We start from the raw sequence: 25117 nt of genomic DNA, 5'->3' as shown, positions 1-25117 counted from the left end.
TCCACAATCAGAAGCATTTCGCCTAGACTGACCTCAGACTACAGACAAGGCACGCTGTCGACCAGCATATGCTCACCGGCGAGCAGAGGAGACGAAGACGTGACTCAGCCCATGAGGTCTTCGATGTCATCGACGAGGTTGTCGGCCTCCGGACCGACGATGACCTGGACGGCGCTGCCCTGGACCACGACACCGAACGCGCCGGCGGCGGTGAGCGCCTGTTCATTGACCAGCGAGTCGTCGTCGACCTCGACGCGCAGCCGGGTGATGCATGCTTCGATGTCATCGATGTTGTCGGCACCGCCGAGGCCGGCGAGGATCTGCTCTGCTTTGTCCATGTCTGTCCCCTTCATCTCCGGCGCTGATGTGCCGGCGTCGTTTTCTCGTTCTGCGATCTGCGTCACAAGTCTACGGCGACTGGTGGCCATCGCTCGATCCGAATCCGCCGACTGACCCGAGGAGGAATCCGATGACCACCGCGTCTGCTGAGGAACCGAAGAAGCGCAAGAGAGCCATACCGGGCTTCGCCCAGCTCCAGCGCGTCGGTCGCTCTCTCATGCTCCCGATCGCCGTGCTGCCTGCCGCGGCGCTGCTGATGCGCTTCGGCCAACCGGACATGCTCGGCCCCGATGGACTGGGCAGGTTCGCGGACTGGCTGCTGCCTGTGGCGACGGTCTTTGCGGCCGCCGGTTCGGCCCTGTTCGACAACCTGCCGCTGATATTCGCAGTCGGTGTCGCCATCGGCTTTGCGAAGAAGGCCGATGGGTCGACGGCACTGGCCGCCGTCGTCGGCTATATGGTCCTCACCGGAGTCTTCACGGCCATGGCGCCGAGCTTCGGTTCGGACAACGGTGAGGGTGAGAACGTCATCAACTTCGGAGTGCTCGGCGGAATCGTCGTGGGCATCGTCACCGCCCTGCTCTATCAGCGCTACCACCGGATCAAACTGCCGAACTATCTCGGCTTCTTCGGCGGTCGACGGTTCGTCCCGATCGTCACCGCGGTCGCGTCGATGCTCATCGCCGTGGTCATGGGGCTCCTCTACCCCGTCTTCGATGCCCTCATCAACAAGGGCGTGGGCGGCTTCCTCATGGAGCACGGAGCCAATCCCGGCACCGGTTTCGTCTTCGGCACCATCAACCGCCTCCTCATTCCGTTCGGGCTGCACCACCTCCTCAACAATCTGCCCTGGTTCCAGTTGGGTTCCTGCACGAACTCGGCCGGCGACACAGCGCACGGCGACATCACCTGCTTCTTCTCCGGAGTGGACGGCACGGCAGACTGGACGGGATCATTCATGACCGGCTTCTTCCCGATCATGATGTTCGCCCTGCCGGCCGCGGCCCTGGCGATCTACCGCACCGCCCATCCGAAGCGCCGCAAGGTCGTCGGCGGCATCATGCTCTCGGTGGCGCTGACTGCCTTCATCACCGGAATCACGGAACCGCTCGAGTACGCATTCGCCTATGTCGCGTTCCCGCTCTACGCGGTCCACGCTGTGCTCACCGGCACCTCATTGGCGCTGGTGAATGCGCTCGGCATCAAATCCGGATTCGGCTTCTCCGCCGGTGCCCTGGACTATCTGCTCAACCTGGGCCGAGCCTCCGAACTGTCCGGAGGCATCGGCCCGGTCCTGCTCCTGCTGGTCATCGGTCTGGCCTATGCCGTCATCTACTATTTCCTCTTCCGCTGGGCGATCATCAAGTTCAATCTGCACACACCGGGGCGCGAGGACGAGACCGACACCGGCACCGGGGCTCCGTCGGTCTTCGATGAAGCTCAGGTCGCCGCCGAGGAGTCCACGGGCAAGAAGCGCGCGCAGGACGAAGGACGAAGCTGACCGTCGCGTCGACTGCGTGGAATGCTGCGGGGTGCCGGTGACGTTATAGGCTCGGTTCGGCACCCCACCGGGTGCCGAACCGGCGGGTTCGAGCATCCTCGGACCCGACGTGACCACAGCAAATGTGACGAAAGGCGGCACCATGACGGTTCCCACACTCACTCTCAACGATGGCAAGACCATCCCTCAGCTCGGCTTCGGCGTGTTCAAGGTCGATCCCGACGAGACCGAACGCATCGTCACCGATGCTCTCGAGGTCGGCTACCGCCACATCGACACCGCCGCCGTCTACGGCAATGAGGAAGGTGTGGGTCGGGCGATCGCGAAGTCCGGCATCGCCCGCGATGAGCTGTTCGTGACCACGAAGCTCTGGAACGATCGCCACGGCGCCGAGGAGTCGAAGCGGGCACTGGGCGAGAGCCTCGAGAAGCTCGGCCTCGACCATGTCGACCTCTACCTCATCCACTGGCCGACCCCGGAGAACAAGAACTCCGTGGAGACGTGGGAGGCCTTCCCCGGGTACCGTGATCAGGGCCTGACCACCTCGATCGGCGTGTCGAACTTCGACCACCGCTTCCTGCCCGAGATCCTCGACACCGGCATCATCCCGGCTGTCGACCAGATCGAGGTCCACCCGCAGTTCCAGCAGGTCGACACCCGTCCGCTGCTGGCCGAGCACGACATCAAGATCGAAGCCTGGGGTCCACTGGGCCAGGGCAAGGTCGACTACGCTTCCAGCGTCATCGGTGAGATCGCCGCCGCGCACGAGAAGTCCTGGGCGCAGGCGATCATCCGCTGGCACCTGCAGAAGGGACACATCGTCTTCCCGAAGTCGAACAACCGCGACCGCATGGAACAGAACTTCGACGTCTTCGACTTCGAACTCACCGACGCCGAGGTGGCAGCCATCGATGCGCTGGAGAACGGCGGCCGGGTCTCGGCCGACCCAGCCGAAGTGAACTGACATCGTCCTGACCTGAGACCTCGCCGAGGCGAGACCAGGTCCGCTGAGCAATGACGAAGCCGCCGGAGAGTTCCGAGTCTCCGGCGGCTTCGCCTGTCTATCACTCCACCGGTCGGCCCCCGACGCCGAGGACGACGGCGTCGATGAGCACCGGACCGTCTGCCTGCAGCGCCTCACGGTAGGCGGCGTCGAACTCCTCGCGAGTCGTGGTCCTGCTGGCCGAAACCCCATACCCCTGCGCCAAGGCGACGAAATCGATCGTGCCCAAGGTCAGACCGGGGGTGCCCGGAACTCCCATCCGCTCGGCGAATCCGGAAAGCGCACCGTAGCCGGAGTTGTTGACGATAACGAAGATCGTCTTCGTGCCCAGCTGAGCTGCGGAATACAGAGCGGTGATTCCGTAGTTCGCGGAACCGTCGCCGACGGTGGCGACCACGGTCTTCTCCGGGTCGCCGATGGCCAAACCGAGCGCGACCGGCAGCCCGAACCCCAGTCCTCCCGAGGCCGGGAAGTGATACATTCCGGGCCTGTCGATGACGATCCGCTCGAGGTAGTCGAGGTCGAGGGTGGTCGTCTCATTGACGTAGACGACGCTGTCGTCGACGTGCTCGTTGAGGACCTCGAGCACCTCGGGGCCGGCCATTCCCCGCTCCGATCGCGGATGGGCAGTGACGGCTCGCGACCCGCGGTCACCTCGGCGAGTTCCTCGATCCGTCGTCGCCTCCGCCAAGTCGGCGATCGCGGTTGCGATATCCGCGACGACGGCGCGACCGAACGGCGCCCGAGTCGCCTCCCGCGGATCCTGGGTGATCTGGATGACCTCGGTGCCCGATTCCAGGTAGTTCGCCGGCTCCCAGCGGTGATACCGGAACGCGGCGGCCCCCATGACGAGGACCACGTCGTGACCGGACAGCCGGTCACGCACCGATCTGATTCCCGGCACCAGGACGCCTTCGAAGTTCGGGTGGGTCGTCGGGAACGGGCACCGCGTCGGCGAGGGAGCGACATAGACGGAGGCTCCGAGACGCTCGGCCAACATCACCGCATCGTCGAACACTCTCGGATCCTCGACCGCTGCGGCATCGACCTGGGGACCGAGGACGAGCGCCGGGTTCTCTGCCCCATCGAGGGCGGCGGCGAGTTCGCGGCGCAGCGACTCCGACATCGTCCCCGCTGTCGTCACCGACCGCTGCGCCAACAGCTCATCGTCAGCAAGTGCGGGGTGGTCCCAGTCGTCGAGCGGGACCGACACATAGACGGGGCCGCTGGGCTGAGTGACGGCTTCGAACGCCGCCTGCGACAGTGTGCGCGGGACGTCGGCGGCCGACAGCGGCTCGTGCGAGTACTTCACCAGCGGCGCGGGCAGGGTCGCGGCATCGACATTGGCCAGCATCGCCTCCTGCCCGACGGTCCGGCGCACCTGCTGACCGGCGAGGACGACCAGCGGAACGTGGCCGTAGTGGGCATTCGTCAAGGCACCCATCCCATTGCCCGACCCCGAGGCGGCGTGCAGATTGATCAGCGCCGGGCGTCCCGTGGCCCGTGCGTATCCTTCGGCCATACCGACGACGACCTGCTCGTGCAGACCGAGAATGAACCGGAAGTCGTCCCCGAGTCCCGCCAGGAACGGCAGTTCGTTCGACCCCGGATTCCCGAAGATCGTCGTCATCCCGTGAGCGCGAAAGACCTCCAGACTCGCGTCGAGGACTGTCTTCTCACTGTTGGAGTCATCGGACATCGTGCATCTGCCTTCGTTCGTACTGCGCTGTCTCTGAGGGGCGATATGTGTGGCGCCCCTCTCACCTCACCATAGCCGTTCGTGCAGAGTCGACTGCCGCCGGCCGGACCGACGGTCACGACCGCCGCGGGTGTCACTGCTCAGCCGAGCACGCGGATCGGCGCACCCGCGATCCAGGCCGCGATGTCCTCGACCGCCTGGGTGAAGAAGATCCGATACGTATCCTCGGTGACATAGCCCAGGTGCGGAGTGAGCACCGTCCGCGGCGTGCTGCGCAGCCGATGGTCGACCGGCAGTGGCTCTTCGTCGTGGACGTCGAGTCCCGCGCCCCGGATCCCGCCCGCCTCCAGCACTGGGATGAGTGCGTCGGTGTCGACGAGTCCCGCGCGTGAGGTGTTGACGAGGATGCTGTCCGACTTCATCGCGGCGAGCTCCGCGGCTCCGACGAGCCCCCGGCTGCGCTGGCTGAGTTTGTAGTGGATCGTGACCACGTCCGCGGTGGAGAACAGCTCGTCCTTGCTCACCGCGCGCACGCCCAGACCATCGGCCCGTTCGGCGTCGAGGTTCTGGCTCCACGCCACGACCTCCATGCCGAATGCCGCACCGACCCGTGCCACCTTCGTTCCCAAACGGCCCAGACCGACCACGCCGAGGCGGTGCCCATCGAGGTCTCCCCCGACCGTCGACTGCCAACCACCGCTGCGGACGGAGGCGTCCTCGGTCGGGATGCTGCGCAGGACCGAGAGGATGAGCCCCCAGGTCAGCTCCGGTGTCGCCGAGGTGGTCGACTCGGTTCCACAGATCACGATCCCCTGCGTTCGCGCCGCCTCCATGTCGATGGAGGCGTTGACCCTGCCCGTGGTCACGAGCAGACGCAGGTCCGGCAGCTGTGCCAGTCGCGAGGCGGTGAAGGCCGTTCTCTCACGCATCGCCACAGCCACCTCGGCGCCGGTGAGGACCGTGACCAGGTCATCGTCGTCGACGATGGGACGCGAGATGAACTCGACGTCGGCATCGAGGCCGCTCCAGTCCGCGAACTCCGCTGCCACCTGCTGATAGTCATCGAGAACGACGATGCGCATCTTGATCCTCTCCTGAACTCGTGTGACCTACATCCTAAAGCCGATAGGCTGGGCTGGTGAGTGCACCGATCGTCCTGAGACAACGCAGCGGCCCCATCATCACGGTCATCGTGTGGGCCTTCCTCGCTTTCCTCCTCGGGGATGCAATCCTGCGCGGCGCGTGGGAGACCGTCGGCCGCTTCGGACCCGCGCTTCTGCTCATCGGCTGGCTCGCTTTCGCCATCCTCTGGAGGCCGGCGCTCATCGTCGGCGCCGAGGAGGTCGAGGCCCGGGAGATCCTTCGCACGACGACGGTGCCTTTCACCCGCATCCGGGATATCCGGCTGGGATCCGTCGTGACGATCGAGGCGACCTTGCCGGAAGGGGCCACACGCACCATCAGACCGTGGAACGCCCCTGGAATGCCGCGGAGGAAGACCGATTCCGGGCTCACCGGCGGAACCCGACCGGAGTCTGTGGACAATCACCCCGCGTTCGATCTGCTGCGTCGATGGGAACGGACTCAAGCCGATGCGCCGCACCAGTCGACGCGAACCGATCCGTCTGCCGGTGTCGACGAGGTCAGGACTCGGTGGAGTCCCGGCGTCATCGGTGTGACTCTGGTGCTGGTGCTCCTGGTGGCAGTCGGCTTCATCTGAACTGCTCACGCCGACGAGGAACCGGCCCCGTGGGGAACGTGATCCCACGGGGCCGGCTGTCTCGGATGACTTCACTCGATCAGTGGCTCACTTCTTGAAGCCGATCTGTGTCCAGTCAGGCGTTTCGAGCTGACGCGGCCCGAGGTTGAGGACATCGCCTCTGACGCCCCACACGTACGGTGTCGGGTAGAACGGGATGAGCGGTTTGAGCTTGAGCACCTCGGCGTCGCCTTCGTTCGCCAGCTTCTTGGCCTCTTCCGGATCGAGCGTCTTCGTCGCGGCCTTGAACTTCTCGCCGATCGCATCACTGGAGATCTTTGAGTGGTTCTGAGCAGAATCCGCAGGATAGAACAGGTTCGATCCTGATGAGATCGGGAAGGCGGTGCCCTGCCAGGTGAACGTCGCCATCTCGAAGTTGCCGTTGAGCACGTGGTCGGCGAAGTACGCGGCAACGGGAACGGTCTGGATCTCGACCTTGAAGCCGATCTCATTGAGATCCTTCATCACCTGCTCAGCACGCTGAGCGTTTGACGCGGTGTCGGCGGGGACGACGATCTTGAACTTGAGCTTCTCTCCGTCCTTCTCGCGGACTCCCCCGTCGCCTTCCTCCCAGCCGGCGTCGTCGAGGATCTTCTTCGCCGCGTCCGGATCGAAGTCCAGGCTGCCTTCGGAGTTGTCCTGGTAGCCTTCCTGACCCGGCATGAACGTGACGTTGTTGATGAGAGTCACTGGCGCCTCCACAGGACCGATCGCCGCCTGGGCGATGGCCTCGCGGTTGATCGCATGGCCGATCGCGTCACGGACTTCCTGCTCCTTGAGCGCACCCTTCTTCGCGTTCATCGTCAGGTGTGTGTATTCCATGCCCTGCGATTTGTACATCTCGCCGTCTTCGCGTTTGCCGGCTGTCTTGTACGAGTCGCCGTCGGTTCCGACGTCGACGAGATCGATCTCCTTGTTCGCATAGGCCTGAGCCTGCTGTGCTTGAGAGACGACCTTGAAGATCACCTTGTCGAGCTTCGGCTCCTGACCCCACCATTTGTCGTTCTTGACCATAGTGATGACGCCGGACTTCGTGTCGACTTTGTCCGCCTTGTACGGCCCGTTCGAGGGCAGGACCTTCTTCGTGTAGTCCTTGTTGAAGGTGTCGGCATCCTCGGTGATCTCGTTGGGCAGGAAGGCGCCGATGTAGTTCGGCCAGTCGATGTTCGGGGTCTTGAAGGTGACCTTGACCTCGTGTTTGTCCTTGCCCGACTCGATCTTCTCGATGTCTTCGTAGCCCTTGGTCGAAGCGACCTCGAACTCTTCGTGTTTGCCGTCGCGAGTCTGCCAGAACGCCTTATAGTCGTCGACGTCGATCGGCGTTCCGTCTTCCCAGACGGCATCCTTGTTGAGCTTGACGTCGATGACCAGGGGATCCTCGCTGGCGATCTCGACGCTCTCAGCGTAGTTCTTATCGACTTCCCAGGTGCCGTCCTCCTTGATCGTGACCGGTCCGCCCAAGGTCGTGCCGTAGATGTTGTTGTTGTCCACATGCGCGCCGTCGGCGTGGTAGTAGTTGAGGCTCGCAGGGATCTCGGTGATCGGGTACGTCAGCGTTCCGCCGTCCTTGACCTCGTCGTACCCGGCCTTCTGGTAGTCGGTGGTGGGGAGACCCGAGATCTCCTTGTCCGCATTGTCGCTGTCGACGCCGCCGGAGTCCTTGTTGTCCTGCTGACAGCCGGACAGTGCCAAGCCCAGCGCAGCAGTCGCGGCGACGACCATTGTCGCCTTCTTCCTCATTGTCATGAGTTCCTCATTTCTAGTGTGGTGTTCCTCGAGGTGGATTGTGGGTGCGTCCTCAGGTAGCGGTGTCGAGCTCAGTGATCCGCTCTGAATGGTGACAGGCGACGAGACCGCCTTCCACCGGACGTGGACGGGGGTCATCGGTCAGGCACTGTTGCCTGTCACCGTCTGGCAGCAGGCTGAACAGCGGGCATCTGGTGCGGAAGTTGCAGCCCGAGATCTCATCCGTCGGACTCGGCAGGTCGCCGGTGAGCAGAACCCGCTCCCGTGACCGTTCGACTTCGGGGTCGGGGACCGGGATCGCCGACATCAGAGCCCGTGTGTAGGGGTGTCGCGGCTGACGATAGAGCGCATCGGATTCGCCGTACTCGACGATCCGGCCGAGGTACATCACGGCCACATAGTCCGAAATCTGTCTCACGACTGCGAGGTCGTGAGCGACGAAGAGATAGGACAGCCCGAGACTGTCACGCAGATCCTCAAGCAGATTGATGACACCAGCTTGGACGGAGACGTCGAGAGCAGAGACGGGTTCGTCGAGGACGAGCAGCTTCGGGTTCGTCACCAGGGCCCGAGCGATTCCGATGCGCTGACGCTGCCCACCGGAGAACTCATGCGGATAGCGTTCGGCCATCGCTGCGTCGAGACCGACGAGTTCGAGCATCTCGGCAACCTTGTCGCTGCGCTCCTGGGCCGGCACCCTGTGCACGGTCAGCGGTTCGGCTATCACTTCGCCGATCGGCAGGCGCGGATCGATCGCGGCCATCGGATCCTGAAAGACGACCTGGACGTCTCTGCGCATGGCCAGACGTTCACGCTTGTTCAGGTCCGCGACATCAATGCCGTTGATGACCAGTCTCCCCTTCTGCGGAGCGACCATCTCCAGGACTTCACCGATCGTCGTCGACTTCCCACAGCCGGATTCGCCGACCAGGCCGAGAGTCTGTCCGGCCCTGATTTCGAGGTCGATTCCGTCGACGGCTTTCACCGTGCCGATCTGCCGCTTGAACACGGCGCCTTTGAGCAGAGGGAAGTGCTTCTGCAGACCAGTGACCTCAAGGATGTTCGGTGCCGCATCGTCCTTCACCCGAGTCGCGACCGGGTCAGGGCGGGGGTAGATGTCTGTGGCTGACAGATCGCCCCGGGCAATCTCATCAGCACGATGGCAGGCAGCCTGCACTCCGGTGATTCCGTGTTCGATGAGTTCGGGCTCGACCTCTCGGCATCTGTCGATTGCGATCGGACAGCGAGGGGCGAAGGGGCACCCCGGCGCCAGATTCGACAGCGACGGAGGTTTGCCTTCAAGCGGAACCAGTCGTTGGGTTCCCGCGGTCGCCAGATTCGGCACCGACCGCAGCAGCCCTGTTGTGTAAGGCATCTGCGGACGGTGGAAGACCTGCTCCACTCCGCCGGTCTCGACGAGGCGGCCGGCGTACATCACGGCGATCCGATCGGCGTTTCCGGCCACCACTCCGAGGTCGTGGGTGATCAGCACGATCGCGGCACCGGTGATCTCACGCGCCTTCTGCAGCACGTCGAGGATCTGGGCCTGGATCGTCACGTCCAAGGCGGTCGTCGGCTCGTCGGCGATTATGAGGTCCGGATCGTTGGCGATCGCAATGGCGATCATGGCTCGTTGCCGCATACCTCCGGAGAACTCGTGCGGGTAGGATCTCACGCGCCGTTCTGCGCCGGGGATGCCGACGATCCTCAGCAGTTCGATCGCCCGGTCGTTCGCCGCCTCTTTCGACAGGCTCGGATCGTGGATGATCAGCCCTTCGGAGATCTGTTCGCCGATCGTATAGACGGGGGTCAATGCCGACAGCGGATCTTGGAAGACCATTGCGATCTCACGACCGCGCAGCTTGGACATCTGGTGGTCGCTCATATCGAGCAGTGACTGTCCGCGGTACCGGATGGATCCCGCGATCTGGGCGGTCGAGGGAAGCAGACCCATCACAGCCATCGACGATACGGACTTGCCTGAGCCCGATTCTCCGACGATGCCGAGGAATTCGCCCGGCCTGACCTCGTAGTTGACTCCGCGCACGGCGCGGACATCACCCTTGGGGTTGGGGAAGGTCACCGTCAGGTCTCTGACCTCGAGGATGGGTTCGGCCGCGGCTACGGGGTCGAGATCGATGTCGAGGGTTTCAGTCACGGTTGACTCCTGAGGTCGGATCGATCGCATCCCGGAGGGCATCGGCCATGAGGCTGATCGCGAAGAGCATGAGCACGAGCACACCCGCTGGGAAGACGAACAGCCAGGGGCGTGTGGCGGCGGCGCCGGAGCCTTCGGCCAGCAGCGTGCCGATCGAGACGTCGGGTTTCTGGATCCCAAGATTGAAGTAGCTCAACGAGGTCTCGGCGAGGATCGCCGAGACCACACCCAGAGTTGCGTCGACGATGAGGATCGATGCCACGTTGGGGATGATGTGACGGCTGAGGATCTTCGGAGTCGAGACTCCCATGTAGCGTGCGGCTCGGACGAAGTCGCGGTCCTTGATCGCCTTGGTCTGATTGCGCACGACTTGAGCCATGATCATCCAGCCGAAGAGGACGAGGAAGACGACGCTGGCTGTCCACGACAGCTGCCGCAGCAGCGGTGCCATGAGCACCAGGATGAAGAACGACGGCAGCACGAGCAGAAGGTTGATGAACCACACGATGATCGTTTCGACACGACCGCCGAAATACCCCGCCGTCGATCCGATGATCGCAGCCAGAATGCTCGCACACGGGCCGGCAATGATGCCGATGAGCAGCGATTTCTGCAGTCCGACCACGGTTTGGGCGTAGATGTCCTGGCCGATCGTGTTCGTGCCGAACCAATGTTGGGCGCTCGGACCTTCGTTGAGGGCGAAGACGTCCTAATCGGTCGGAGAGTAGATATTGATCGTATTTCCGAACAGCGCGAAGAGGACGAAGAACGCGAGCAGAATCCCGCCGACCCAGAAACGTGGTGTCGAGCGCAGACGCCGCCAGATGAGCATAGACCGAGAGGTCGGCTTTGAGCGCTTCGACACCACCTCGGTGTCGGGTTCTGTGGAGATCGGGATGTCTGTTGCCATGTCAGATCCTCACTCTCGGGTCGAGCGCGGCGTAGAGCACCTCGGACAGGGTCGAGGCCATGAGTGTGAGCACTGCGACGAAGAGGACAGACCCTGCGGCCGCGTTGATATCTGACTGCAGGATCGAGTTGATGGTGAATTGGCCCATGCCGTTCCAGGAGAAGACGACTTCGAGCATCGACGATCCTGCGACCAGAGTTCCGAATGCATAGGCGAAATAAGTCGACATCGGGATGAGTGCGACGCGCACGCCGTGCTTGACCAGCGCGGTCTTGCGGGTGCGACCCTTGGACCGGGCGGTGCGGATGAAATCCGATGCCAAGACGTCGAGCATGACCGAACGCTGGTAACGCGAGTACGTCGCGGCACCCATGAGCACCAGCGCCAGAGTCGGCAGCAGCATATGCGATATCTGATCGGTGAACCACGGGATGAACCCGGGGTCGATATTCGCCGAATAGTCACCCGAGAAGCGGATGAGAGTCGTGCCGAGGGCATTGTTGAAACCGGTGGCGATGATCATGAGGATCACACCGATGACGAATGTCGGAGTGGCGATGATGAAATAGGACGCATAGGTCACGACCTGGTCAGATGCCTTGTATTGTCTGACGGCTCCCCAGACGCCGAGGATCACACCGAGGATCGCTCCGATGATCGAACCGATGAGCAGCAGTTTGAGACTGACACCGGCACGGACGAGGATCTCCTGCAGCACCGGAGAGTTGTGCACCGTCGTGCCGAAATCACCGTGGAGGAAGATGTTCGTCAGCCAATCCCAGGTCCTCTCGAGGACTGGGACCTCGGGATTCGTGCCGTGGCCGTTGAGGATGGATCGAATCGATTCTTCCGACAGCGGCGGATTCTGGCCGCGGTATCGGGATGCCGGATCCATGAACGAGCTGGACGTGATGTAGGCGGTGACCGTCGCGATGAACGCGAGGATGAAGTAGTTGATGAACCGCCGCAGAACGTATTTTCCCATAGCGTCGACTACGACACTGCGATCAGACTGCCTTCGCCCTTGTCAGCGGAATGGTGCATCGGTCCGGGAAGCTGGGAATAGATCTCATGGCGGATCGGGAAGGAGGTGACAATCATCTATGATCAAGGGTCCTTTGGGATATGCGGTGCGCAGACCAGCCGAGATGTGCAGAACCTCAATGGCTCCTTATAAACGACTGAACGTAGTTCGCACTGTAGCCCCATGTGATCAGTCACACAAACTTCCCTTGCAGTACCGATTGCGACAAGGCCGCGTGTCGCCCGGATATCCGCGCGACACGCCGAAGTAACTTTTCAGTAACTGTAGTTTCGTATCGCGGGGTCCGGAATGGCGTATGCGGCCATCTTCGAATTTCGACCGCAGAATCGCCGAGGCGGTGCAGACTCTTCGTCTGCACCGCCTCGGCGATGGTGGAACCGGCCCGCTCTGCCGGGCATCACCCGGAACTGGGCGACGTCAGCGGCTGACCATGAACTGAATCAGAAGCAGACCGCGCCCTTCGACGCCGACTGCACGAGCTTCGCGTACTTGCCGAGCACACCGGTGAGGCGGTGGTTCTCCGGCAGCGTCCAGGTCTTGCGACGCTCGGCCAGGACCTCCTCGTCGACGTGCAGCTCGATCGAACGGGCCGCGATGTCCACGGTGATCTTGTCCCCGTCCTCGACGAGCGCGATCGGACCGCCGTCGACAGCCTCGGGAGCGATATGGCCGATGCACAGACCTGTCGAGCCGCCCGAGAAACGACCGTCGGTGAGCAGCAGGACGTCCTTGCCGATGCCTGCGCCCTTGATGGCGCCGGTGATCGCGAGCATCTCGCGCATTCCGGGTCCGCCCTTCGGCCCTTCGTAGCGGATGACGACGACGTCGCCCTTCTTCAGTTCCCCATTGAGGACGGCGTCCATCGCCGGCTTCTCCTGGTTGAAGACGCGAGCGGTGCCCTCAAAGACGTCCGCATCGAAGCCCGCGGACTTCACGACCGCGCCTTCGGGAGCCAGCGATCCCTGGAGGACGGTGAGGCCGCCGGTCGCGTGGATCGGATTGTTGAGAGCGCGCAGGATCTTCCCGTCCGGGTCCGGCGGGTTGATCGACTCGAGGTTCTCAGCCACCGTCTTGCCGGTCACGGTCAGGCAGTCGCCGTTGAGGAGACCGGCGTCGAGGAGGGCCTTCATGATCACGGGCACGCCGCCGATCTTGAAGACGTCGTTCATCACGTACTGGCCGAACGGCTTGACGTTGCCCAAGTGCGGGACCTTGTCGCCGATGCGGTTGAAGTCGTCGAGTTCGAGGGTGACCCCGGCCTCGTGCGCGATCGCGAGCAGGTGGAGGACTGCGTTGGTCGAACCGCCGAAGGCCATGACCACGGCGATCGCATTGTGCAGCGATTCGCGGGTGATGATGTCACGCGCCGTGATGCCCTGACGCAGCAGGTTGACCACTGCCTCACCGGACTTGCGGGCGAACATCGTGCGGTTGCGGTGGATGGCCGGCGGAGCGGCCGAACCGGGAAGCGACATCCCCATGGCTTCAGCGGCCGAGGCCATCGTGTTCGCCGTGTACATTCCGCCGCAGGCGCCTTCACCGGGGCAGACGGCGCGTTCGATGGCGTCGACGTCGCCCTGGGACATGGTGCCCGCGCGGCAGGCGCCGACAGCTTCGAAGGCGTCGATGAGGGTGACTTCCTTCTCCGAGCCGTCCTCCATCTTCGCGGTGCCGGGCATGATCGAACCGTTGTAGAGGAAGACGCTGGACAGGCCGAGACGCGCGGAGGCCATGAGCATTCCGGGGATCGACTTGTCACAGCCGGCCATGAGCACGGAGCCGTCGAGGCGTTCGGCACTCATCACGGTCTCCACGGAGTCGGTGATGACCTCACGGGAGACCAGCGAGTAGTGCATTCCCTCGTGGCCCATCGAGATTCCGTCCGAAACGGAGATGGTGCCGAATTCCAGCGGGAAGCCGCCGGCCTCGTGGACGCCTTCCTTGGCGGCCGAACCGAGACGCTGCAGCGACATGTTGCAGGGGGTGATCTCGTTCCACGAAGTCGCGATCGCGACCTGCGGCTTCACCCAGTCATCGTCGCCCATGCCGACGGCGCGAAGCATCCCGCGTGCGGCGGTGGCTTCGAGGCCGTCCGTGACATCGCGAGAACGGGGTTTGATGTCTGGAGTGGTGGTGTCTGTATCGATGCTCATGCAGGCATGCTACGCCCGATTTCAGCATTCGCACCCCGGACTCTCGCATGGTGGAACCTCTCCTGGGCACCATGCGAGAGTCCGACAGCGAGGCGGTGTTCCGGGCCCGCTTAGGGCAGAGTCGCGTGACCTATTGTCGGGGTCTCAGACCCTGACGAGGTTGACCGGCTGTTCGCCGTCGTTGATCCGCCTGACCTGCCCGGCGAGGATCTTCACGACCCGTGGCTCAAACGCCGAGGTGTCGCCTCCGACATGGGGCGTGATGAGGGTGTTCGGAGTTCCCCACAGCGCGTGATTGCGCGGCAGCGGCTCCGGGTCGGTGACGTCGAGGGCGGCGTGGAGTCGCCCGGTGGCGAGCTCTGCCACGAGCGCATCCGTGTCGACGACCTTGCCGCGAGCGACGTTGACGATGAGCGCATTGTCGGGCAGCAGACTGAGGAACTCCTCGTCGACGAGGCGGTGGGTGCCCTCGTTGAGCGGGGTGATAAGCACAACCACCTCGGTGTGGGGCAGAAGCGTCGGCAGCTCGTCGACGCCGTGGATCTTCCCGCGCTTGTCCTCACGCGCGGTCGAGGCGACACGGGTGAGCTGGACTTCGAAGGGGTCGAAGCGGTCGGCGATGGCCGCGCCGATCTCACCGACGCCGATGATCATCACGCGCCGGTCCTGCAGCGAACGGTAGCGCTGGTGTTCCCACACCCGAGAGACCTGCGAGCGCACGGCGTCGTCGATTCCACGCAGGCTGGCCAGGGTCAGCGCCAGGGCGAGCTCGGCGGTCCCTCCGGTGTGCACGCCGGAGGCGGTCGCGACCTGGATCCCCCGTTCGGGCAGGTGGGCGACGGGATCGAATCCGGTCGTCTGCGTGATGACCAGGCGCAGGTTGGGCAGCTCGTCGAGCAGCTCGATCGTCGGCCCGGATTCCAGGTACGGCAGGATGACGACGTCGACATCGTCACGGCTGAGCTTTGCCGAACGTTCGGCATCGGAGAACACGACGAGGTCGACGTTCGCACGCTGGTGAGCGGGGATCTGAGCGATCACACGGTTGCGGAGCTCGGAGTTCGGGAAGGTGATTGTGGTGATGGACATGCCCTCATTGTGGCACGCCGCCGCACTCGGTGCCGAGACCTTCGTCACTCTGAGATGGCGGGCCTCGTCACTGGAGCAGAACCCGCATCAGCGCTCGGGCAGAGCGTTCCCGATCCGAGTGAAGACGGCCTCGATCACCTCGAGTTCGGCATCGCTGACATGGTCGAAGAAGATCTCGTCGACATAGCTCTTGTGCTCGGACCCAGCGGACAGGAATGCCCGCGCCCCCATTTCGGTGAGCGCCACATTGTGGGCACGCCCGTCCTCGAGGCACTGGGTCTTCGTCACCAGACCCGCATCGACGAGCACCTTGATCCGATAGTTCAGCCGCGACGGCGAGAAGACGAGCTTCTTCGCCAGGGTGCTCATCGTCAGCGTCCGCTCCGGCGCTTCCCACAGCAGGAGCAGTGTGTTGTAGTCGCTGACGTCAAGGCCCGCATCGTCCTTGAGCTGGGCCTCAAGGGCCTGGCGGATGCGCTGCGAGGTCTCGAAGTAGGTCCGCCACGCGTTTTGCGCCAGCGCCTCTCGTCCGCGTCCGAATCTGATCTCCGTCATCTCAGCCCTCGAGCAGCTGCGCGAACGGAGTGACGTTCGCGGGGTCGAATTCGTCGACGATTCCGCGGTTCGCAGCGGCCCCCGGAGTCGCGCCCGACCCTGCGCTGGCGCGCGAATCGAGATCGGCCGCCTCGGCGAGGTCGTCGTCTCCGGCTCCGATGATCGTCGCGGTCAGGGACACGAGCTCCTCCCCCGCCTGACGGATCCGGGCGGTCAGCGCCCGGCCGCCTTCGACGGTTCCCCAGTCGTCGGTGGCGGCGAAGACCGTCGTGGGCACGACGATGCCCTTGAGGTAGGACAGCATCGGCCGCAGCACCGCGTCCCCGGCCAGCGAATGGCGCGCCGTGCCGCCGGTGGAGGCGATGAGCACGGGCTTGCGGCTCAGCGCCTTGTCGTCCATGAGCTGCCAGAACAGGGTGTGCAGTCCGACCGGGGCGGCCTTGTACACCGGGGCGACAGTGACGATCGCATCGGCTGCCGCGATGGTGGCGAAGGCCGCCTCCAATTCTTCGGAGCGGAACCCGGTCAGGGTCATGTCCGTGAGCGCGGTGGCGTGGTTGCGGATGTTGATGACCTCCGCGCTCACGTCGATGCTCACCGATTCCCCCGCCGAGGCGGCGGATGCGAGAATCCGATCGGTGAGTTTGAGCGTGGTCGAGTCCTCGCTGAGCGAGGTGGTCACGGCCACGATGTTCATCGCCTTCGTGCTCATGCTTGGTCGGCTCCTTCCTTCGCCGCTTCGGCGGCGCGTGCCTGTCGGTCTTCGAAGGCACGGGATCCCTCTCCGCCTCCGGGGATCGGGTCGCGGCCTTCCTGATGCCGGGCGACCAGGGATGCGTGGGTCGGGGCATCGGGGACGTCGGCGGGACGGCCCTTCGCGAACTCCTCACGCAGCACCGGGATGACCTCTTCGCCGAGGAGATCGAGCTGCTCGAGCACCGTCTTCTGCGGCAGCCCCGCATGGTCGATGAGGAAGAGCTGACGCTGGTAGTCCCCGGCCCAGTCGCGGAAGCTCAGGGTGCGCTCGATGACCTGCTGCGGCGAACCGACGGTCAGCGGGGTCTGCGTCGAGAAGTCCTCGAGGCTGGGTCCGTGACCGTAGACCGGAGCGTTGTCGAAGTAGGGGCGGAACTCGCGGACGGCGTCCTGGGAGTTCTTGCGCATGAACACCTGGCCGCCGAGGCCGACGATCGCCTGACTGGCCTTGCCGTGGCCGTAGTACTCATAGCGCTGGCGGTAGAGCTGGACCATCCGGGCGGTGTGCGAGGTGGGCCAGAAGATGTTGTTGTGGAAGAACCCGTCACCGTAGTAGGCGGCCTGTTCGGCGATCTCGGGGCTGCGGATCGACCCGTGCCACACGAACGGCGGCACCTCGTCGAGCGGGGTCGGGGTCACTGTGAACCCATTCAGCGGCGTACGGAACTTGCCCTCCCAATCGAGGTTCTTCTCCCGCCACAGGCGGTAGAGCAGGTTGTAGTTCTCGACCGCGAGCGGGATTCCGGCACGGATGTCCTTGCCGAACCACGGGTAGACGGGACCGGTGTTGCCGCGGCCCATGATGAGGCTGATGCGACCGTCGGAGAGGTGCTGCGCATAGGAGTAGTCTTCGGCGATGCGCACGGGATCCGTCGTCGTGATGAGCGTGGTCGCCGTGGAGAGTTCGAGCGTCGAAGTCTGTGCGGCGATGTTCCCCAGCAGGACCGGCGGGTTCGCGGGGGCCACGAAGGGCGGGTTGTGGTGCTGACCAGTGGCGAAGACGTCGAGTCCGACCTCTTCGGCCTTCTTCGCGAGCTCAACGGTGTTCTTGATCCGCTGGTGTTCGCTGACGGTGGTGCCGTCGGTGGGGTCGGTGGTGACATCGCCGATGGTGAAGATTCCGAATTCCATGACGCCTCCTGCTTCCGGGTGCCTGCGGCCTTCGCGGCTGCCCTGCTGACTGAACTAACTTCAATTTTGAAGTAACTAGTTGAAATCTTAACAGAACTGGTCGCGAAAGTATTCCTGCAAGGACGTAGCGGGCCATTCAGCGGATTGTCTGGTCGATCCACCGCGATATTCCGAGGTCCAGCGCCGTGGATCGACCAGGAAATGCACGAAAAGCGGCTCCCGCCGGTAAGCAGGAGCCGCGTGCGGTCAGTCCACCGTAGTCCGGAGACTCAGCCGAGTGACGCCGAAGGAGTGAAACCGAGCCTGGTGCGAACTCAGATCCAGAGAGCAGGGTCCTCAAGGACGAAGTCCGGGCGCCTCGATGAAGATTCAGCCTTCGCCTCGGCCTCGGAGGTGGCACCCTTCTTCTTCGAACGCACGGTCGCGGGAATGCCCACGGCGCTCGAGTCGGCCGCCACGTCCTTGACGACGACGGCATTGGCCCCGACTGCGGAGTTGTCGCCGACGACCACCGGGCCGAGGATCTTCGCCCCGGCGCCGACGAGCACATGGCTGCCGATCGTCGGATGACGCTTCGTCTGTGCCATCGACGTGCCGCCGAGGGTGACCTGGTGGTAGAGCATGACGTCGTCGCCGATCTCCGAGGTCTCGCCGATGACGACTCCGTTGGCATGGTCGATGAAGAATCGACGCCCGATCTCCGCCCCCGGGTGGATCTCCACACCGGTCAGCGTCCGCACCAGCTGCGACATCAGTCGCGCCGGGGTCTTCCCTGCGTCGTGCTGCCACAGCCGGTGAAGTCCGCGGTGTGCCCAGATGGCGTGCATTCCGGGATAGGAGACCAGCGAGACGAAGTCGCTCGTCGCCGCGGGGTCACGTCGCCGCACGGTGTCGAGGTCTTCGCGCAGGGTCTCCCGCACTCCGGGTCGGCTCAACCCGTAGACTGCCGCTCCCGCGACCGCGGCGGCCGCCGCCCACAGTGCCTTCATCTTGTCCGTCCTTGTTCTGCTCTTCGTTCTGTCCGTCGCGGATTCCGAGACGCCGAAGGCGCCAAACCTGAGTTTGACGCCCTCATGCCGGTCGCTCGCTGTCAGTCGAGGTATTCGGAGAACAGCGGTGTCGACAGGTAGCGCTCGCCGAAGTCGGGGACGATGACGACGACGCGCTTGCCGGCGTTCTCCGGACGCGCGGCAACAGCCTCGGCTGCGGAGAGTGCCGCACCGGAGGAGATACCCACGAGCAGGCCCTCTTCCTTCGCCACCTCGCGGGCACGTTCGATGGCTGCGTCGTTGTCGACGGTGACGACCTCATCGTAGATCTCGGTGTCGAGCACCTTGGGCACGAAGTTCGCGCCGAGTCCCTGGATCGCGTGCGGTCCAGCCTTGCCTTCGGTCAGCAGCGGCGAAGCGGCGGGCTCGACGGCGATGATCTTCACATCGGGGTTGGCCTCGCGCAGAGCGGCACCGGCGCCGGTGATGGTGCCGCCGGTGCCGATGCCGGAGACGAAGATGTCGACCTTGCCGTCGGTGTCGGCAAGGATCTCGGGGCCGGTTGTGGACTTGTGGATCTCGGCGTTGGCCTGGTTCTCGAACTGGCGCACGAGCACTGCGCCGCCGGCCGCGAGCTCCTCGGCCTTGGCGACCGCGCCCTTCATGCCCTCGGCCTTGTCGGTGAGGACGAGCTCTGCTCCGAAGGCGCGCAGCAGGGCGCGACGTTCCTTCGACATCGACTCGGGCATCGTCAGCTTGACCGTGTAGCCGCGGGAGGTGCCGACCATCGCCAGAGCGATGCCGGTGTTGCCCGAGGTGGCTTCGACGATCGTGCCGCCGGGCTGCAGATCGCCGGACTTCTCGGCTGCATCGATCATCGCCACGCCGATGCGGTCCTTGACGGAGTTGCCCGGGTTGTACGATTCGAGCTTCGCAACGATTTCGGCACCGGAGCGCTCGCTGGCCTTGTTGACGCGGATCAGCGGAGTACGGCCGACCAGATCGGAGACGTTGTTGAAGATGGTCAAAGTAAGTCCTTTCACGCTACTGTGTGCACCCGCCGTCACAGGCCTCTCACCACTCGGCAGAACTGCTCCGGCAGGGGTTGAGCGACAGCTTTCATCTCGTGGTCCGAGACGGCTTGCCCTCATCATAACCTCGCCGCCCCTGAACATGTTCCCAGATATGTTGCTCAACAATCTCTGTTCGCTGGGGGCGAAACTTTATGACAACCAGTATCACAGACCCGGAACAACTGCAGATCGATCCACTCGCTTGAGCGTCAGTTCCGGTCATCCGCTGAGCAATCAGTGCACACAATCACCGAGGTGGCCGCACCGTGGCATTGGCGGCGGCAGCGTTCGCGACGGCCGCTGTGAGATCGCGGTCAAGTGATCTGAGACGCCGCCCAGTGTGGCCCCGGTCCCGAGGGCTGGGACGGCCGTGGAGACCGATACGATTGTCCTCATGGCTATTCATCCCATCGTCGTCTACGGCGAGCCCGTTCTGCATCGCCGTGCCGAGAAGGTCACCGAGTTCGACGAGAGTCTTGCCGAACTCGTCGCCGACATGCACGAGACTCTCGACGCCAGCAACGGTGTCGGACTGGCCGCACCGCAGATCGGAATCGGCAGATCCGTCTTCGTCTTCAACGCCGATGACGATCACGGTGTGCGCCGCCGCGGCACTTTCGTCAATCCAGTGCTCATCTCGTCGAAGGTGCCCGACACCCGCCCCGATCCGGATGACGAGTCCGAAGGATGCCTGTCGGTGCCGTCTCTCGACTTCCCTCTCAAACGAGCTGAGAGGGTCACCATCAACGGCTTCGATGAGACAGGTCGGCCGGTGACGCTGAGTGCGGACGGGTGGTTCGCCCGCATCATGCAGCACGAATACGACCACCTGCAGGGAACCCTCTATGTCGACCGTCTCGACAAGCGCTGGTCGAGGAAGTGGAAGAAGGCCCAGGAGGCTCATGGCTACAACCAGCCGGGACTCTCGTGGCAGCCGGGAGTCGACCCCGACCCCTTCGGTCACTGAGCCGAGACGGGCATGTGCCTAGGCTTCGAGTTCGTCGATGGATTTCTGCGCCGCGGCCAGACGGGTGTCGAAGTCATCGAAGTCATCGGCGGTCTGCTCGAGTTCGGCGACGAGTCCGGTGATGATCGACGACTGCGAATCCGCATCGATGCGCAGCTCCCGGAACTGCCAATCAGCGGAATCATCAGCGGCGGTGCGGGAGAGCACGTCGAGCACCCGGTCGCCGAGCTCGCGTGAGCGTTCGGAGTTGTGCAGCAGCATGAGCTGCTGATCGAGCTCGAGCAGCCGCTGATAGTATTCGTGCATCGATTCCACGCGGCGCGCCATTGACGAGAATGCGACAGCCAGCTTCGACAGGTATGTCTCCACCGACTTTGCGGTTCCCGCATCGCGGATTCCTTCGATCTCCTCGCGGAGGCTGACGAGTTCCTGCAGCCGCACTCCGATGGAGGCCACGGCGTGGTCGAGGTCGACGCGTGAGACGTGGTCTTTGAGGATCGGGTGGGTCCACGCCCGGGTCCGCACGATCTTGCGGGCGATTGTGACCGCCAGATGGAACAGACGCTGTTCGTCGGTGTCGCGGCCTTCCTTGCGACCGGGCAGGTAGCCGAGGCTGGCCGGGGTCACCCATTTGGCGCCGGCGACCTTGCGCCGGTTCTTCCGGCTCAGACGCTTCGGGTCACGCAGGTATCTGGGGCCGGTGACGGCAGCGAAGATCCCGGTGCCCAGGGCAGTTGCCGCCCCCATCCCGCCGAAGGTCAGTGCAGCATCGGCGAATCCCGAGACCAGTGCCAGTCCCCCGGGTGCAGCGAATCCTGCGGTCGCAGCAGTGCCGGCGGCGGTGCCGCCCTTGAACAGGACACTGGAGCGAAAGAAGTTCCGACTCATCCCACCGGTGAGCATGATCGCGCTCGGGGCTCCGGCCGAATATCGGTATCCGCGGGCGCTCCACGCGCGCAGCACCGCCTCGTTGACGCTGTCGGGCACGAGCACCCGATAGATCGGCGCGGACTTCCCGCATTCGCTCTTCCACAGCGACTTCCACTCGGACACCGCTTCACCTCCACGCGTGTGCGTCACGCACTCGGCCCTGCCCTCTGGGCCATCAGCTGCGGGGAGTGCGAACAGCCACACCCTCCGCTGTGCTCGGGAACCGGTCGGTTCCCTTGGACGCACAGTCTAGAGGGTGCGGCTGGATCAATCCTGAGTTTCGGTCGGCCGCCTCAGAGTCCGACTGTGGGCAGGATCGGTCACTGCTGTCGGTTCTCAGCCATTGATCTTGGCCAGGATCAGGTCCTTGGCCTTTCCGGCGTCGGCCTGACCCTTCGTCGCCTTCATGATCGGGCCCATGAGCGCACCGATCGCCTGCATCTTTCCGCCCTTGATCTTCTCGACCACATCGGGGTTGGCCGCGATGGCCTCCTCGACGGCGACTTCGAGGGCACCTGTGTCCTCGACGATCTCGAGGTCGCGGGCTTTCATCACCTCGGCGGGCTCGCCCTCGCCTGCGACGACTCCGGTGAGCACGTCCTTGGCGAGTTTGTCGTTGAGCTTGCCCTGATCGATGAGGTCGATGAGACCGGCGACCTGAACGGGTGTGACGATCTCGGTGGGGTGCTTGTCCTCCTGGTTGGCCAGGCGGGCGACCTCACCGGTCCACCATTTGCGTGCCTGAGCAGGCTTCGCACCGGAGGTGACGGTGTCCTCGATGGCTTCGAGGAGTCCGGCGTTGACGATGTCGCGCATCTCCAGGTCGGAGAACTTCCATTCCCCGAGGAGGCGGCGACGCTTCTGCGCCGGCAGCTCCGGCAGGCTCGCCCGCAGCTCCTCGACCCATGCCCGGGCCGGCTGCAGCGGCACGAGGTCCGGTTCCGGGAAGTAGCGGTAGTCGTCGGCGTCGGATTTCGGACGTCCCGACGAGGTCTCTCCGGTCTCCTCGTGGAAGTGCCGGGTCTCCTGTACGACCTTCTCCCCCGCCTCGAGGAGGGTCGCCTGGCGGGCGATCTCGAAGCGCACGGCGCGTTCGATCGAACGGAAGGAGTTGACGTTCTTCGTCTCGGTCCGTGTCCCCAGCGGTGCGTCGGGGCTTTCGCGCAGGGACACGTTGACGTCGGCGCGGACGTTGCCCTGCTCCATGCGGGCTTCGGAGACGTCGAGGGCGCGGAAGATGTCCCTCAGCGTGCGCACATAGGAGGCGGCCACCTCGGCGGCCCGGTCCCCTGTCCCAGTGATCGGGTGGGTGACGATCTCCACGAGCGGCACTCCGGCGCGGTTGTAGTCGACGAGGGAATGGTCGGCGCCCTGGATACGGCCGGTGGCCCCTCCCACGTGCGTGTTCTTTCCGGCGTCCTCTTCCATGTGGGCGCGCTCGACGGGGACGGTGACGATGGTGCCGTCCTCGAGTTCGACCTCGACCTGGCCTTCGGATGCGATGGGCTCGTCGGACTGGCTGGTCTGGAAGTCCTTGGGCACGTCCGGGTAGAAGTAGTTCTTGCGGGCGAATCGGCAGGTCTCTGCGATCTCGCAGCCGAGTGCTAGGCCGATCTTGATCGCGTACTCGACGCCCTTCTCGTTGACCACGGGCAGGGAGCCGGGCAGGCCGAGGGAGGTCGGGGTCACGTTCGTGTTCGGTCCGCCGCCGAAGGTGTTGGGGGCGGCGTCGAACATCTTGGTCGCGGTGCCGAGCTCGACGTGGACCTCGATGCCGATGACCGGATCGTATCTCTTGATCGCGTCTTCGTATTTCACTTGGTCAGTCCTTCCGCGAGAGTGTCGAGCACACGTCCGCCGGCGGATTCGAGTGTGGCTTCCAGGGGTCCGGCCACCTCGTAGAGTCTGACGTCCTCTCGGGCTGGGGCGAGGATCTGGAAGCCGACGGGCAGACCGTCGGCCAGACCTGCTGGCAGGGACAGGCCCGGGATTCCGGCGAGGTTCGCCGGGATCGTCGCGACATCGCCGAGATAGAGGGCCATCGGATCGGCGGCCTTCTCCGCACCGAACTTCAGCGCGGTCGTCGGGGCCGTCGGGGACACGAGGACGTCACACGCGGCGAAGGCCTTGGCGAAGTCGTTCTGCACCAGGGTGCGGATCTTCTGTGCCGAACCGTAGTAGGCGTCGTAGTAACCGGCTGACAGTGCATAGGTGCCGAGGATGATGCGGCGCTTGACCTCGTCGCCGAAGCCGGCGGCGCGGGTGGCCGACATGACGGTCTCGGCGGTGACGGGACCGGATTCCGGTTCGACGCGCAGTCCGTAGCGCATACCGTCGTAGCGAGCCAGGTTCGAGGACACCTCGGAGGGCATGATGAGGTAGTAGGCGTCAAGGGCATAGGAGATCGACGGGCAGTCGACCTCGACGATCTCGGCGCCTGCTGCGGCGGCGGTTTCAAGAGCGGCGGTGAACGCGGTGCGGACTCCGTCCTGGTAGCCCTCACCGGCCAGCTGCTTGATAACGCCGAGCTTCTTGCCCTTGAGTTCGCTGGTCTGCGCGGCATTGAGGTAGCCGCCGACCTCGTCGGGCAGGGAGGTGGAGTCGAGCGGATCGTGTCCGGCCAGCAGCTCGTGCAGGGCCGCGGCATCCGTGACCGACCGGCCCATCGGTCCGACCTGGTCGAGGCTCGAGGCCATGGCGATGATGCCGAAGCGTGAGATCGACCCGTAGGTCGGCTTCACACCGACGGTGCCGGTGAACGCAGCGGGCTGGCGGACGGATCCGCCGGTGTCGGTGCCCACAGACAGGGGCGCTTGGAATCCGGCCAGTGCCGCGGCGGCACCGCCGGAGGAACCGCCGGGGACGTGGTCGAGGTTCCACGGGTTGCGGGTGTTGCCGAACGCCGAGTGCTCGGTCGTCGATCCCATCGCGAATTCGTCGAGGTTGGTCTTGCCGAGCACCGGCAGACCGGCGTCCTTGACCTTGTTGTGCACAGTCGATTCGTAGGGCGGGACCCAGTTTTCGAGCATCTTCGACCCGGCGGTGGTGCGCACGCCCTCGGTGACGACGAGGTCCTTCAGCGCCACCGGCACACCGGCCAGGGCATGGAGGTCCTCACCGGCGGAGCGTTTGGCGTCGACGGCCTTTGCGGTGGCCAGGGCCGCCTCGTCGGTGACGGTGATGAAGGAGTTGAAGTCATCCTCGGTGGCGTTGATGCGTTCGAGGTGGGCCTGCGTGACCTCGACGGAAGAGAACTCGCCGGAGGCCAGTCCTGCAGCGAGTTCGAGGGCGCTCTTGTTCGTGAGTTCGGTCAT

At 64.4% G+C, this 25117-nt stretch carries 22 protein-coding genes; 4 read left to right on the top strand and 18 right to left on the bottom strand.

What is annotated here, in order from left to right; translation table 11 throughout:
* Positions 1-104 precede the first annotated feature (104 nt).
* Positions 105-428, bottom strand: coding sequence for a glucose PTS transporter subunit EIIB (locus EB835_RS07200; protein WP_135808785.1), 324 nt, complete (start codon positions 426-428; stop codon positions 105-107).
* Positions 429-469: 41 nt separating this feature from the next.
* Between EB835_RS07200 and EB835_RS07195 the strand changes: the two genes are divergently transcribed.
* Together EB835_RS07195 and EB835_RS07190 are read left to right on the top strand one after the other, a co-directional pair.
* Entirely contained in the window at positions 470-1840 is a 1371-nt protein-coding gene (locus EB835_RS07195) for a PTS transporter subunit EIIC (RefSeq protein ID WP_135808784.1), read from the top strand.
* Between the two features lie 142 nt (positions 1841-1982).
* On the top strand, positions 1983-2804 hold the full coding sequence (locus EB835_RS07190) for an aldo/keto reductase (protein ID WP_135808783.1): 822 nt from the start codon (positions 1983-1985) through the stop codon (positions 2802-2804).
* A gap of 100 nt (positions 2805-2904) precedes the next feature.
* On the opposite strand, the gene mdlC is transcribed toward EB835_RS07190, so the two are convergent.
* Positions 2905-4542 carry a benzoylformate decarboxylase gene (gene mdlC / locus EB835_RS07185; protein WP_135808782.1) on the bottom strand — a complete coding sequence of 546 codons (1638 nt, stop codon included), beginning with the start codon at positions 4540-4542 and terminating at the stop codon, positions 2905-2907.
* Positions 4543-4682: 140 nt separating this feature from the next.
* Entirely contained in the window at positions 4683-5624 is a 942-nt protein-coding gene (locus tag EB835_RS07180; protein ID WP_135808781.1) for a D-2-hydroxyacid dehydrogenase family protein, read from the bottom strand.
* Between the two features lie 56 nt (positions 5625-5680).
* On the opposite strand from EB835_RS07180, the gene EB835_RS07175 reads away from it, so the two are divergent.
* Positions 5681-6262 (top strand): hypothetical protein, encoded by a 582-nt coding sequence (locus tag EB835_RS07175; protein ID WP_135808780.1) that lies wholly within the window; start codon positions 5681-5683, stop codon positions 6260-6262.
* An 87-nt stretch (positions 6263-6349) separates the two neighbouring features.
* Here EB835_RS07175 and EB835_RS07170 read toward each other — a convergent pair whose 3' ends face one another.
* The 12 genes from EB835_RS07170 to cysK form a co-directional block, all read right to left on the bottom strand.
* Complete coding sequence (locus tag EB835_RS07170) at positions 6350-8047, bottom strand: ABC transporter family substrate-binding protein (RefSeq protein ID WP_135808779.1); 1698 nt, start codon at positions 8045-8047, stop codon at positions 6350-6352.
* 52 nt (positions 8048-8099) lie between these two features.
* On the bottom strand, positions 8100-10205 hold the full coding sequence (locus tag EB835_RS07165) for an ABC transporter ATP-binding protein (protein WP_240688609.1): 2106 nt from the start codon (positions 10203-10205) through the stop codon (positions 8100-8102).
* Positions 10198-10830 (bottom strand): ABC transporter permease, encoded by a 633-nt coding sequence (locus EB835_RS07160; protein WP_240688608.1) that lies wholly within the window; start codon positions 10828-10830, stop codon positions 10198-10200. The genes EB835_RS07165 and EB835_RS07160 overlap by 8 nt, the downstream gene beginning before the upstream one ends.
* Before the next feature lie 84 nt (positions 10831-10914).
* Entirely contained in the window at positions 10915-11115 is a 201-nt protein-coding gene (locus tag EB835_RS20585; protein WP_240688607.1) for a hypothetical protein, read from the bottom strand.
* A gap of 1 nt (position 11116) precedes the next feature.
* Positions 11117-12100 (bottom strand): ABC transporter permease, encoded by a 984-nt coding sequence (locus EB835_RS07155; RefSeq protein ID WP_135808777.1) that lies wholly within the window; start codon positions 12098-12100, stop codon positions 11117-11119.
* Positions 12101-12600: 500 nt separating this feature from the next.
* A complete protein-coding gene (ilvD, locus tag EB835_RS07150) occupies positions 12601-14313 on the bottom strand; it encodes a dihydroxy-acid dehydratase (protein ID WP_135808776.1) in 1713 nt (570 codons plus the stop codon).
* Positions 14314-14457: 144 nt separating this feature from the next.
* Positions 14458-15402, bottom strand: a complete 945-nt coding sequence (locus EB835_RS07145; RefSeq protein ID WP_135808775.1) for a 2-hydroxyacid dehydrogenase — start codon at positions 15400-15402, stop codon at positions 14458-14460.
* 87 nt (positions 15403-15489) lie between these two features.
* Positions 15490-15957, bottom strand: coding sequence for a MarR family winged helix-turn-helix transcriptional regulator (locus EB835_RS07140; RefSeq protein ID WP_135808774.1), 468 nt, complete (start codon positions 15955-15957; stop codon positions 15490-15492).
* A gap of 1 nt (position 15958) precedes the next feature.
* Positions 15959-16669 carry an NAD(P)H-dependent oxidoreductase gene (locus EB835_RS07135; protein WP_240688606.1) on the bottom strand — a complete coding sequence of 237 codons (711 nt, stop codon included), beginning with the start codon at positions 16667-16669 and terminating at the stop codon, positions 15959-15961.
* On the bottom strand, positions 16666-17844 hold the full coding sequence (locus EB835_RS07130; protein WP_135808773.1) for an LLM class flavin-dependent oxidoreductase: 1179 nt from the start codon (positions 17842-17844) through the stop codon (positions 16666-16668). The genes EB835_RS07135 and EB835_RS07130 overlap by 4 nt, the downstream gene beginning before the upstream one ends.
* 314 nt (positions 17845-18158) lie before the next feature.
* Positions 18159-18833, bottom strand: coding sequence for a serine O-acetyltransferase (gene epsC / locus EB835_RS07125; protein WP_135808772.1), 675 nt, complete (start codon positions 18831-18833; stop codon positions 18159-18161).
* Positions 18834-18934: 101 nt separating this feature from the next.
* Entirely contained in the window at positions 18935-19861 is a 927-nt protein-coding gene (gene cysK, locus EB835_RS07120; protein ID WP_135808771.1) for a cysteine synthase A, read from the bottom strand.
* 439 nt (positions 19862-20300) lie between these two features.
* On the opposite strand from cysK, the gene def reads away from it, so the two are divergent.
* Positions 20301-20873, top strand: coding sequence for a peptide deformylase (gene def / locus EB835_RS07115; RefSeq protein ID WP_135808770.1), 573 nt, complete (start codon positions 20301-20303; stop codon positions 20871-20873).
* An 18-nt stretch (positions 20874-20891) separates the two neighbouring features.
* Here the strand turns inward: def and EB835_RS07110 are convergent, their stop codons facing one another.
* From EB835_RS07110 to gatA, 3 genes are all read right to left on the bottom strand, one after another.
* On the bottom strand, positions 20892-21926 hold the full coding sequence (locus EB835_RS07110) for a hypothetical protein (RefSeq protein WP_240688605.1): 1035 nt from the start codon (positions 21924-21926) through the stop codon (positions 20892-20894).
* 213 nt (positions 21927-22139) lie between these two features.
* Positions 22140-23621, bottom strand: a complete 1482-nt coding sequence (gatB, locus tag EB835_RS07105) for an Asp-tRNA(Asn)/Glu-tRNA(Gln) amidotransferase subunit GatB (protein ID WP_135808769.1) — start codon at positions 23619-23621, stop codon at positions 22140-22142.
* The gene (gene gatA, locus EB835_RS07100; RefSeq protein ID WP_135808768.1) at positions 23618-25117 is read right to left on the bottom strand and encodes an Asp-tRNA(Asn)/Glu-tRNA(Gln) amidotransferase subunit GatA; all 1500 of its coding nucleotides are present in this window, start codon (positions 25115-25117) and stop codon (positions 23618-23620) included. Before gatA ends, gatB begins: the two co-directional genes overlap by 4 nt.

It is taken from the genome of Brevibacterium sp. S22 (assembly GCF_004745485.1).
In the GTDB taxonomy this organism is placed as follows: Bacteria; Actinomycetota; Actinomycetes; order Actinomycetales; family Brevibacteriaceae; genus Brevibacterium.
The sequence above is the reverse complement of the archived record's forward strand: the minus strand, read 5'-3'. Positions and strand labels throughout refer to the sequence as shown.